The following is an 11,365-nucleotide window of genomic DNA, read 5'->3' on the forward strand; positions in this document are numbered from 1 at the left end:
CATTAATTAAATTATTCTTCAAGCTGCAGTGGAGACTCATTTAATATTTGCATAAACTCCTCTCCAGTGATGGTTTCTTTTTGAAGAAGATATTCAGAGAGCTCATGAAGCTTATGAATATTATCCTCTAATATTTTATAGGCTTTTTCATAGGAGCTGTTAATAATAGCCATAACCTCTTCATCAATCCTTCTGGAGGTCTCTGGAGAACAGGCAAGGGAAGCGTCTCCCCCTAGATATTGATTTGAGACAGTTTCTAAGGCAGTCATACCAAAGGAAGAGCTCATACCTAATCTTGTTATCATAGCTCTAGCAAGCTTTGTTGCCTGTTCAATGTCATTGGAAGCACCAGAGGTTATGGAATTAAAAATTAATGCCTCAGCAGCGCGGCCACCGGTGTAGGTAGTTATCTTATTTAAAAGCATTTCCTTAGATAAAAGGAATCTTTCCTCTTCCTCTACCTGCATGGTATAGCCAAGGGCACCAGAGGTTCTGGGGATTATTGTAATCTTATGTACTGGAGCGGAATCAGATTGCTTTGCAGCTACTAGTGCATGTCCGATTTCATGATAGGCAATGATCTTCTTTTCCTTCTCAGAAATTACAGCATTTTTTCTCTGATAGCCTGCAATTACAACCTCTACTGATTCTTCTAAATCGCTTTGATATACAATGGTTCTACCTAAACGAACAGCTCTAAGAGCAGCTTCATTGATTATATTTGCAAGATCTGCCCCGGATGCTCCTGAAGTAGCTCTAGCTATGGCGTTATAATCAATGTCATCAGCTGTTTTTATATTTTTTGCATGAACCTTTAGTATCGCTTCTCTTCCGGGAAGGTCTGGAAGCTCTACAGGTACACGGCGATCAAAACGACCAGGTCTTAATAGTGCTTTATCGAGACTTTCTGGTCTGTTGGTGGCAGCGAGGATTACAACACCTTTTTTTCCATCAAAGCCATCCATTTCTGTAAGCAGCTGATTTAAGGTTTGTTCTCTCTCATCATTACCGGAAATACCACCATTATCACGTTTTTTTCCTATGGTATCTATCTCATCGATAAATACTATGCAGGGAGCTTTTTCTTGAGCCTGCTTAAATAAGTCTCTTACCTTAGCAGCTCCCATACCTACAAACATCTCAACAAATTCTGAACCAGAAATAGAGAAGAAGGGAACCTTGGCTTCTCCTGCTACAGCCTTTGCAAGGAGAGTTTTACCTGTTCCAGGAGGTCCTACAAGAAGGGCACCCTTTGGAAGAGTGGCACCAATAGCCTCATATTTCTTAGGATTATGAAGGAAATCAACAATTTCTGTTAGTGCTTCCTTTGCTTCATCCTGTCCAGCGACATCCTTGAAGGTTTTTCCTGTTTGGGCTTCTACATATATTTTTGCATTGCTTTTTCCAAAGGATAAGGCATTACCGCCACCCATTCTCTTGGCTAAGGAACGGGATAATAGCTGGCCGAGCATAGCAAATATTAGCATAGGGATAATCCATGTAGTAATAAATCTTGTAATAGGAGATGCTTCTTTAGGTATTACTCTAGAAAAAGATACCCCTGATTCGTGGAGTCTCTCCGTAAGACCTGGATCATTCATAGCTCCTGTAATATATATTTTTTCCTTATCTTCTGTGTCTTTTGTTTTAAATGCAATCTGATTATCGTCTATTTCTACCTTTGTTACATTACCCTTTTCCACCTCTGTGAGGAAGGTACCATAATCAACTTCTGTTATTTTTCTATTTAAAATTGATGGAAATACATAGGAATTAAGAAGCATAACAATGATTAGTGTAACAAAATAATAATACATTATAGGTTTTTTATTTTGCTTTTTTTCTTTCATTAATTTATTTCTCCTTTAGCTTCAATAATTAATCATAGGTAAAAGGTTATTAATACTATATTATAAGGTTGATGTTATTGTGTCAATGACCTGTTTTAGATGTACAATTAATTTTCTGTAATTAGCAAAAGTATGAGCTGTTTTATATTTATTCAATAATATATAATGTTAACAGTGTCATAAATTATAGTGGAACAAAGTGAAGCATATGTGAACAGATTTACTATAAAGCACATAAATTCCTTGAATAATAGGAGGCATAATGAAAACCTTATATGTATCAGATTTAGACGGAACACTTTTAAATAGTAATTCTATGGTTTCAGAAAATAGTAAGCTAATACTAAATAAAGGGATAGCACAAGGGCTACTATTTTCTGTGGCTACAGCAAGAACTCCAGCTACGGTTATGAAGCTTTTGGCGGATGTTGATGTGCAGCTTCCCATGGTTCTTATGACGGGAGCGCTAACCTATGATAAGCATAGAAATATTTATACCGATGTTAGAAGCTTTACCCAAAAAACTACTGAGGTGATTACGGGCATAATAGAGGATAAAGGATTGTCCGCTTTTATGTATATAGTTGATAATAATCATTTAAAAGTTTTCTATAAAGAAGCAAGGAGTGAATTAGAGAAAAGATTCATCAATGAGAGAGAAGGAAGTCCGTATAAAACCTTCTACATTGTCAATAGCTATTACAAGCTTTCTCATAGCAATGCACCAGTGCTATTTTTTATCATGGATGATTTTAAAAAGTTAGATGCTCTAAGAGTGGAGATAAAAGATATTAAAGGAATCAATACCTTCTGCTACAGAGATATCTTTGATACCTCTAAGGGCTATTTAGAGATTTTTTCTGAAGGCACCTCCAAGGCAGAGGCTGTAAAAAGACTTGCTTCTGCAGCCGCTGCTGATAGGCTTATAGTTTTTGGAGATAACTTAAATGATTTGCCCATGTTCGCCATAGCTGATGAGTGCTATGCTACAGAAAATGCCTTTCCTGAGGTTAAGGCAGCAGCCACGGGAATTATTAAAAGCAATGACAAGGATGGAGTAGCAGAATTTTTGAAGATAAAACATAGATTATAATAGGTAAAATGAGCTTAGTGTTAAATTATGGGCGTGATAATTACCATAATGTGAAAAAATATCCATTACTTTTTTATCCATTGAATAAATACTTTATAGGTGTATAATATAAGCTGAATGCTTTTAAAAGCTAATTAATTATTACATATTAGAAGGTGAATAATACTATGGAAATTTTACATGAGCTACTGATTAACCTAGCTAATATTGCAATAACGTTTTTTGAACTTATAGGCGTTATTATAATAATCATTTCAGGTATTAGAGGGGTAATTGGTTATCTTAGAAACGATCCTTTTACTCGTTTGAATCTAGCAAAGGGAATGGCAATGGGATTAGAATTTAAGCTGGGTAGTGAGATACTTAGAACAGTAATTGTTCATGAGTTCTCAGAGATTGCTATTGTGGGAGCTATCGTAATCTTAAGAGCTGCTTTAACCTTTATTATCCATTGGGAGATAAAAAATGAGGAGCCAGAGCTTGAAGGTATAGAAGAAAAAGCAGAGAATGTGAATTCTGCACCTAAATTTAGACCTATGCAGCTTATTAACAATATTAAGCCTCATAGATATCGTAGAACAAATTAATTAGGATAGAAAATTTGATTTTCTTAAGGAAGCTTGCTTTTTTAGGTCATATAGGATTAAGGGGATTATAATGAAGGGTATTATAGATAAGCTTGATAAAGATGGGATATTAAGTAAGGAAGAGCTTAGAGAGCTATTGGTCAATTGTGGGGAAGAAGATAGAGAATACCTCTTTGAAAAAGCCAGAGAAAAATCCAGAAGCTATTATGGTAATAAGATATATTCTAGAGGGCTTATTGAGTTTACTAATTATTGCCGTTGTAATTGTTATTACTGTGGAATTAGAGCTGGTAATAGTAAGGCTGATAGGTACAGGCTTACTAAGGAAGAAATACTAAGCTGCTGCAGGGAAGGCTATTCCTTAGGTTTTAGAACCTTTGTGCTCCAGGGTGGAGAGGATATGCATTATACCGATGAAGACTATGTAGATATAATAAAATCTATAAAGGAGCTTTATCCCAATTGTGCTATAACCCTTTCTATGGGAGAAAGAAGCTATTCCTCCTATAAAAAATATAGGGAAGCAGGGGCTGATAGATATCTTCTTCGCCATGAAACCTATAATTCTCAGCACTATGGCAGGCTCCACCCAAAGGAGCAGACTATAGAGAATAGGATAAGCTGCCTTAGAAGCCTCAAGGAGCTTGGATATCAGGTTGGTACAGGGATTATGGTTGGCTCTCCCTATCAAACAGTAGACAATATAATTGAGGATCTGATGTTCATAAAGGATTTTCAGCCGGAGATGGTGGGTATTGGACCCTTCCTTCCTCATCAGGATACACCCTTTAAGGATGAGCCTAAAGGAAGCTATGAGCTTACACTACTTCTCATAGGAATTATCCGACTATTGCTTCCAAAGGCATTGATTCCTTCCACTACTGCCTTGGGAACGATAAATCCTTTAGGTAGAGAAAAGGGAATATTAGCTGGAGCTAATGTGGTAATGCCTAATCTATCACCAGTGGCTGTGAGAAAAAAATACTCCTTATATGATAATAAGATTTGCACTGGAGAGGAAGCTGCGGAATGCAGGCAGTGTCTCAGCGGCAGAATGAGAAGTATAGGCTATGAAATAGTAGCCCATAGAGGAGATTTTATTGACTATCAAAAGGATACTCCTTTAGATAGTGGGACTATAAAGCATGTTATTAATATAGGATAGAATCAAAAAAACTCTTTGGAGGATTTACCTCCAGAGAGTTTTTTTCTTAAGTGACGATATTGTAATATCCCTGTCACGGTGCTGTCATATGAGATAGCTATAATTAAATCATAAAAAGAGATAATAAGCTTTTTAAATTTTATTTGCGTATATTGATTATGAAGGAGGAGTTTATATGTTTAAAAAAGCCATTAAAAAAATTATAGCTCTTATGCTTCTAATTGCTTTATTAATAGGGTTATTTTTTACTGCTAAGGGTTATATTCTTTATAAAACCTCCATCAGTAAAATCCCTATTGCAGAAATTGTCCAAGAGATTACAGATAAAGATAGCTATACAGCTATAGATGATATGCCGGATATTTACTTGGAAGCAGTGGTAGAGGTTGAAGATAAGAGATTTTATAGCCATACTGGAGTTGATCCAATTGCTATTGTGAGAGCTCTGTATAATGATATAAAAGCGATGTCCTTTGTTGAGGGAGGAAGCACCATAACCCAGCAGCTGGCTAAAAATCTATATTTTTCTCAGGAAAAGAAGATAGAAAGAAAGGTTGCTGAGGTATTTATGGCTTTAGCAATGGAAGATAAATATGATAAAGATGAGATATTAGAGCTGTATGTTAATTCTATATATTTTGGAGATAACTATTACTCTATAGGAGAGGCAAGCAGAGGTTATTTCAATAAGGAAGCTGAAGCTTTAACCCCCTATGAAAGTACTCTATTAGCTGGCATTCCTAATGCACCTTCCGTTTATTCGCCTTCAGAGGATTCAAAGCTATCCCAGGAAAGACATAAGCAGGTGTTAGACAGGCTGGTAGAGGGGAACAAGCTGACTCAGGAGGAGGCAGAGCTAATATTTCAAAATAAAAAGTCGGCAGGAGGTGAAACCAATGACTGATAATAAAGAGTACCTGACAAATGAAAAAAATAATAAGGGACTAAAGCTTTTATGCAGGCTATTGGTCCTTCTGGCTTTGTCCATTGGGCTTCTTATGAAGAATTTACTAATTCCTTCTATACTTATATGCCTCATATGCTTTGTTGAAGATGTTTTTATATAGCTTGCAGCCTCTATAAACTTAAGCTATAGTAAAATTAAGTAAAGGATTTTACTGTGTACAGTAATTTTAAAGGAGCTGCGCAATGAAGATAGTTGAAGTGAAAAGTGTTAGAATTGGAGAAGGAAGACCTAAGATATGTGTTCCCATTATAGGAGCAGCAAGGGATGAGCTAGTCCTGCAAGGAAAAAGTGTATTAGAAGCTCCTGTGGATATAGTGGAATGGAGAGGAGATTATTTTCCTGATATTTTTCAGAAAGCTAAAGCTTTTGATGCCCTTAAAGCTCTCAGAGAAATTATTCCCAATATTCCTTTACTATTTACCTTCAGAAGCGCTAAGGAGGGTGGAGCCCGGGACATATCTTTAGAGGAATACAGTAAATTAAATAAGTCTATTCTTTCCACAGGTTGTGTAGACTTAATTGATGTGGAAGCTTTTACCGGTGAAGAGATTGTTAAAGATATTATAGGGGAAGCTCAGGATAATGGAGTAAAGGTTATTGCCTCCAATCATGATTTTTATAAAACTCCTCCTAAGGAAGAGATAATTAAAAGACTAAGATATATGCAGGATCTGGGAGCAGATATATGTAAGATAGCATTGATGCCAGAGAATAAAAGAGATACTCTTACAGTATTAGATGCAACCTTAGAGATGTGTGAAAGCTATGGAGATACACCTATTATAACTATATCCATGGGTGGTGATGGTGTTATAAGCAGGCTTTCTGGAGAAATTTTTGGCTCTGCCGTGACCTTTGGCTCCTTAGATAAAGCATCAGCTCCAGGACAGATAAAGGTTAAGGAGCTTTCTCAGCTTCTTGATATACTGCATAATAGTCTGAAGCAATAGATACTATAAATTTTATATTATAAATAGGAGGCATATTTGTGGACTTAATAAATATGATAGAAGCTTATATTCCCTACAATGAGCAAGAAGAAAGAGATAAAAAAGTTATTCTGGATTTTCTCGTTAATGGAACTAAGGTTTTTTCTAGAGAAAACGAAATGGCCCATTTCACTGCTTCCGGCTGGATTGTGAATAAAACAAGAGATAAGGTCCTCATGATTTATCATAATACCTATAATTCATGGGCTTGGACTGGAGGCCATACCGATGGCAACGATAATCTTCTTGAGGTAGCCATCAGCGAGGCTAAGGAAGAAACGGGAATTCATAAGGTTACGCCTCTGCTTGAAGAAATATTCTCACTGGAGATTATAACCGTAGATGGTCACATTAAGAGAGGAAGCTACATACCCTCTCATCTTCACATGAATGTCACCTTCCTCCTTGAGGCTGATGAGAAGGAAGCTCTCATAATAAAACCCGACGAAAACAGTGGAGTAGCCTGGATACCTGAGGAAAGGGTTTCCGAAGAATGCAGCGAACCCTGGATGATGAAATATATCTACCAAAAACTCATAAACAAAACCAAAAGCTATATATAACAAACTAAAAGGCAGCGATCCCTCGCTGCCCTTTTCTCTTATCTCTAAGCTCTTGCCTCTTATCTTTTGCTCTTTGCTTTTTGCTCTTGTCTTTTGTTCTTTGCTCTTGTCTTTTGCTCTTAGCCCTTATCTCTTCTCTTTTCTCTCTTATCTTTTATCTCTTAGCTCTTACTTCTTACCTCTTAGCGAAACATGTCAAGAAACTGAGACACTAGAAAGAGTTAAAAGCTCAAAATATTCGTTAGGTACCTTATACCCGATACCAGAATGAAGACGAGATGAATTGTAGTATAGCTCTATATACGCAACTATCCGTCTTACTGCATCATCTTTCCCGAGCTGCACTATATCAGGAAGCTCAGTACGTAGTGTCTTCCAGAAGCTCTCTATAGGCTGATTGTCGTTAGGAGTACCAGGGCGTGACATGCTTTTAAGAAAGCCGCTTTTCTCAATGAGATCCTTTGTTTTTATAGCCGTATACTGGCAGCCTCTATCGCTATGATAGATTGCTCCTTTGGGTATCTCAGGATTGCGTCCAATAGCCATTTTGAAAGCTTCTTGCACCAAGTCCTGTCTCTGGTGACCTGCTATATCCCACCCGACAATCCGTCGCGTAGCAACATCAATTATTCCGCACATATAGATCTTGCCGCTCCTGCATCGCAGCTCGCAAATATCAGAACACCACAAGGCATTCACCTGCGTTACCAAAAACTTATCTTTACACAGGTTTTCCTGTATGTACTGCTCTTCTGTTGGCTTCGGCCTCCTATTTTTTCTTTTGCGGCCAGCTTTAGCTGCAAGCCCATTCTTTTTCAGAATCCTTGCTATCCTGTTTTCACTAACCCTTATATCCTGCAGAGCAAGCGCTTTGCGTATGCGAATTCTACCGTAATTACCATTGTTTGTTTTGAAACAATTAATTACGGCTTCTTCCTCTCTGATTTTTTCACTCTCTACCTGTTTCCTTGACCTATAAAAAGCACTCCTTGACACCCCTAATAATCGGCATACCATGCTGGTGTCATACCCTTTCAGCTCTCGCCTTGCAAACTCTAATTTTTTTCTGGTTTTTTCGCAAAGTATGCCGCTGCTTTTTTTAGGATTTCATTTTCCATCCTAAGTCTTTCGTTTTCCTTTTTAAGCTTCTTCAACTCTGCATCCGCAGGCTTTTGATGTCCTGATCCCACAAACGCTTCGTCTCCGTATGTCTGATATTCATCTATCCACCTATACAGCATTACCAAATTAATCCCGAATTTCTCGGCAACTACAGAATGCTTGATACCGTCCTTTATCACTAGTTCACATGCGTGAATTTTAAACTTCTTTGAGTATTTTCTCGCCATAATTTCACACCCCTTGAGTTAATTATATTTTTATCTCTTCCGGGTGTCTACTTTCATTATACAAGTTTCAGCTCTTCTCTTTTCTCTTTTCTCTCTTCTCTTCTACGATATCGCCTTAAACTGATACTGATACAGGGTTGAATAAATACCCTTCTTCTCTAAAAGGCTTTGATGGTTACCCACTTCTTTTATTCCTTCATCTGTTAAGACGATGATCTCATCGGCATTCTTTATGGTGGATAATCGATGAGCTACGATAATACAGGTTCTTCCTCTTGCCAGCTCCTCCAGGGATTCCTGAATAGCCATCTCTGTAGCATTATCCAGTGCAGAGGTAGCTTCATCAAGAATCAAAATAGATGGATTCTTTAAAAATACTCTTGCAATGGATAATCTCTGCTTTTGACCTCCTGAGAGCTTAACTCCTCTTTCACCTATATAAGTATCATAACCATCCTCAAGACTCATAATAAAATCATGTATTCTGGCCTTCTTCGCTGCAGCGATAATTTCCTCCTCTGAGGCTTCCAGATTACCATAGAGTATGTTTTCTCTTATGGTTCCCGTAAATAGGAATACATCCTGGGCCACAATGCCTATATTTTTTCTTAAGGAGCTTCTGGTTAACTCTCTTATATCATAGCCATCGATGGAAATGCTGCCGCTGCTTATCTCATAGAATCTAGGTATCAGATGGCAGAGGGTTGTCTTACCGCCGCCAGAGGGACCAACCAGTGCTATGGTCTTTCCCTGGTCAACATGGAGATTCAAGTTGTTAAGCACTAAGCCATCGTCACTGTCTTCCTCTTGAGTCTTTTTTCCTTCATAACGAAAGTATACATTTTTAAAGTCAATAACTCCTGATAGATTGTCTACCTCAATTGCACCTGGAGCCTCAGGCTCCTCCTGCACTGCCATGAGCTCTTCAAATCTTTTAAATCCTGTCATTCCGTTCTGGAGCTGCTCATAAAAAGCCACCAATCTCTTAATTGGATTTAAGAACATGCTTATAAAAAGAATATACATGGCAAAATCACCTACATCAATAACACCGTTATAATAAAATAAGCCTCCTCCTACAAGTACCACAAGATATAAAATATCCATTGAGAAGCTCATACCTGCAGAAAAATGGGCCATTACCTTATAGGCTGCAGCCCTAGCCTTCTTAAAGCTTTCATTATAACCTTCAAATTTCTCCTCTTCAAAATTAGAATTGTTATAGGCTCTAGATACCCTGATTCCAGCTATAGAATTTTCAAGACCAGCATTAACCTCAGCTATTTCTTCACGGGTCTTTGTAAAGGCATCACTCATTCTGCCTCTCATCTTCATAGAAAATATAACTATTGGTGGAAGACAGGCAAAAATTATTATAGTTAAAGGAAGATTGATGGAGGAGAGTATTATAAAGGAACCAATAAGGCTTATTAAAGAAATAAATAAATCCTCAGGTCCGTGGTGGGCAAGCTCTGATATATCCATGAGATCATTGATAATCCTTGACATTATGCTTCCAGTTTTATTCTCATCAAAGAATGAAAAGGGGAGCTTCTGAAGTCTTTTAAACACATCTCTTCTCATGTCACCCTGCATTCTAACACCAACTATATGGCCGTAATACTGAATAACCCAGCTTAAAGCCGACTTCAATACATATATAAAAAAGAGCACAACTACCCAGACAAGCAATAATCTTAGGTTTTTATTAGGTACATAATCATTTATTATATTCCTAGCAATCATTGGATAGAATAAATCACAAAGGGCTACGGTAAAGGCCGATAGCATGTCTATAAAAAAGAGCTTCTTATGCGGCTTATAATAGCTTATAAATTTCTTAAGAGTCTCCACTAATTATTCCCCCTTATATTATTTAATAGTAGACGTTAAGATAAATTTTACAATTATATTTGCAATTAATCAATTGAATTATATAGAAAAAATACATATTTATACTATTAATACTATATATAATCCGAAGAGTATTCTTTGCCGTTAATATATTATTCACAAAAAGTTAATATATCTTTAGCCTGCAGTTAAAAAATATAAGCTAAAATTAGCCTTAAGATAATTTTAGGAGGCACTAATGAAGATTATATTTGTAAGACATGGAGAAACTGAATGGAATAAGCTAGCTAGGTTTCAAGGAAGCAGCGATATAGAGCTGTCAGAGGTAGGTAGGGAACAGGCAAAGCTAGTAGGCAAAAGATTAAGGGATATAGAGATTTCGGCTATCTATTCATCCACCTTTAAGAGAGCTTATGAAACAGCCTTGGCTATAAGAGGGGATAGAGCTATAGAAATAATGAAGGATAAAAGGCTTGGGGAAATAGACTTTGGACATTGGGAAGGAATGCTTTTTGAAGATGTAAAGATAAAGTATCCTGAGGAGTTTACCGTTTATAGACAGAGACCTCATGAGTGTGTTATTCCAGGAGAGGGAAGCTTAGATAAAGCAAGAATGAGGGCCTGGGAGGCTCTTAATGAAATTATTGAGCTTTATAAGGATTCAGAGGAGAATATAGTCATTGCAGCCCATGGGGGAATAATAAGACTCATGATATTTGAGCTTTTAAATATTGGAACTGAAGCTTTTACTAGCTTTCCACTATATAATACAGCTATATCTGTTGTAGAGGTTACCCCTGAGAGAAATATATTAAAGCTCTTTAACGATATAAACCACTTAGGCTTAGGAGAAGAAGCAATTTAAAATATCATAGTGAATTATTAAAGGTCTTTTAAGGGAAATTATCTTTCTTAAGAAGGCCTTTTACTATTTTCAGTATCTTTGTA

Annotated in this window: 12 protein-coding genes; 8 read left to right on the forward strand and 4 right to left on the reverse strand. The window is 37.0% G+C overall.

The features are described from left to right. Positions 1 to 11: 11 nt before the first annotated feature. Positions 12 to 1,850: an ATP-dependent zinc metalloprotease FtsH gene (gene ftsH, locus ACPWSR_RS10285; protein WP_426348151.1), complete on the reverse strand. Its 1,839-nt coding sequence runs from the start codon at positions 1,848 to 1,850 to the stop codon at positions 12 to 14. Positions 1,851 to 2,112: 262 nt separating this feature from the next. On the opposite strand from ftsH, the gene ACPWSR_RS10290 reads away from it, so the two are divergent. The 7 genes from ACPWSR_RS10290 (at position 2,113) to ACPWSR_RS10320 (ending at position 7,214) form a co-directional block, all read left to right on the forward strand. Next, the gene (locus ACPWSR_RS10290; RefSeq protein ID WP_426348152.1) at positions 2,113 to 2,943 is read left to right on the forward strand and encodes an HAD family hydrolase; all 831 of its coding nucleotides are present in this window, start codon (positions 2,113 to 2,115) and stop codon (positions 2,941 to 2,943) included. A 167-nt stretch (positions 2,944 to 3,110) separates the two neighbouring features. Continuing rightward, the gene (locus tag ACPWSR_RS10295; protein WP_426348153.1) at positions 3,111 to 3,530 is read left to right on the forward strand and encodes a DUF1622 domain-containing protein; all 420 of its coding nucleotides are present in this window, start codon (positions 3,111 to 3,113) and stop codon (positions 3,528 to 3,530) included. A gap of 70 nt (positions 3,531 to 3,600) precedes the next feature. Beyond that, positions 3,601 to 4,695, forward strand: coding sequence for a [FeFe] hydrogenase H-cluster radical SAM maturase HydE (gene hydE / locus ACPWSR_RS10300; RefSeq protein WP_426348154.1), 1,095 nt, complete (start codon positions 3,601 to 3,603; stop codon positions 4,693 to 4,695). Between the two features lie 175 nt (positions 4,696 to 4,870). Then, positions 4,871 to 5,599, forward strand: a complete 729-nt coding sequence (locus tag ACPWSR_RS10305) for a transglycosylase domain-containing protein (protein WP_426348155.1) — start codon at positions 4,871 to 4,873, stop codon at positions 5,597 to 5,599. Next, positions 5,592 to 5,762, forward strand: a complete 171-nt coding sequence (locus tag ACPWSR_RS10310) for a hypothetical protein (RefSeq protein WP_426348156.1) — start codon at positions 5,592 to 5,594, stop codon at positions 5,760 to 5,762. Before ACPWSR_RS10305 ends, ACPWSR_RS10310 begins: the two co-directional genes overlap by 8 nt. 82 nt (positions 5,763 to 5,844) lie before the next feature. Continuing rightward, positions 5,845 to 6,612, forward strand: coding sequence for a type I 3-dehydroquinate dehydratase (aroD, locus tag ACPWSR_RS10315; RefSeq protein ID WP_426348157.1), 768 nt, complete (start codon positions 5,845 to 5,847; stop codon positions 6,610 to 6,612). 38 nt (positions 6,613 to 6,650) lie between these two features. Continuing rightward, a complete protein-coding gene (locus ACPWSR_RS10320) occupies positions 6,651 to 7,214 on the forward strand; it encodes an NUDIX hydrolase (protein WP_426348158.1) in 564 nt (187 codons plus the stop codon). A gap of 195 nt (positions 7,215 to 7,409) precedes the next feature. Here ACPWSR_RS10320 and ACPWSR_RS10325 read toward each other — a convergent pair whose 3' ends face one another. From ACPWSR_RS10325 to ACPWSR_RS10335, 3 genes are all read right to left on the reverse strand, one after another. After that, entirely contained in the window at positions 7,410 to 8,300 is an 891-nt protein-coding gene (locus ACPWSR_RS10325; protein ID WP_426351375.1) for an IS3 family transposase, read from the reverse strand. Further along, on the reverse strand, positions 8,270 to 8,563 hold the full coding sequence (locus ACPWSR_RS10330; RefSeq protein ID WP_426348159.1) for a transposase: 294 nt from the start codon (positions 8,561 to 8,563) through the stop codon (positions 8,270 to 8,272). The genes ACPWSR_RS10325 and ACPWSR_RS10330 overlap by 31 nt, the downstream gene beginning before the upstream one ends. A gap of 102 nt (positions 8,564 to 8,665) precedes the next feature. Beyond that, positions 8,666 to 10,417, reverse strand: coding sequence for an ABC transporter ATP-binding protein (locus ACPWSR_RS10335; RefSeq protein ID WP_426348160.1), 1,752 nt, complete (start codon positions 10,415 to 10,417; stop codon positions 8,666 to 8,668). 238 nt (positions 10,418 to 10,655) lie between these two features. On the opposite strand from ACPWSR_RS10335, the gene ACPWSR_RS10340 reads away from it, so the two are divergent. Further along, the gene (locus ACPWSR_RS10340) at positions 10,656 to 11,282 is read left to right on the forward strand and encodes a histidine phosphatase family protein (RefSeq protein ID WP_426348161.1); all 627 of its coding nucleotides are present in this window, start codon (positions 10,656 to 10,658) and stop codon (positions 11,280 to 11,282) included. Positions 11,283 to 11,365 lie beyond the last annotated feature (83 nt).

The organism is Alloiococcus sp. CFN-8 (assembly GCF_049943125.1).
Classification (GTDB): domain Bacteria; phylum Bacillota; class Clostridia; order Clostridiales; family Clostridiaceae; genus JAEXZL01.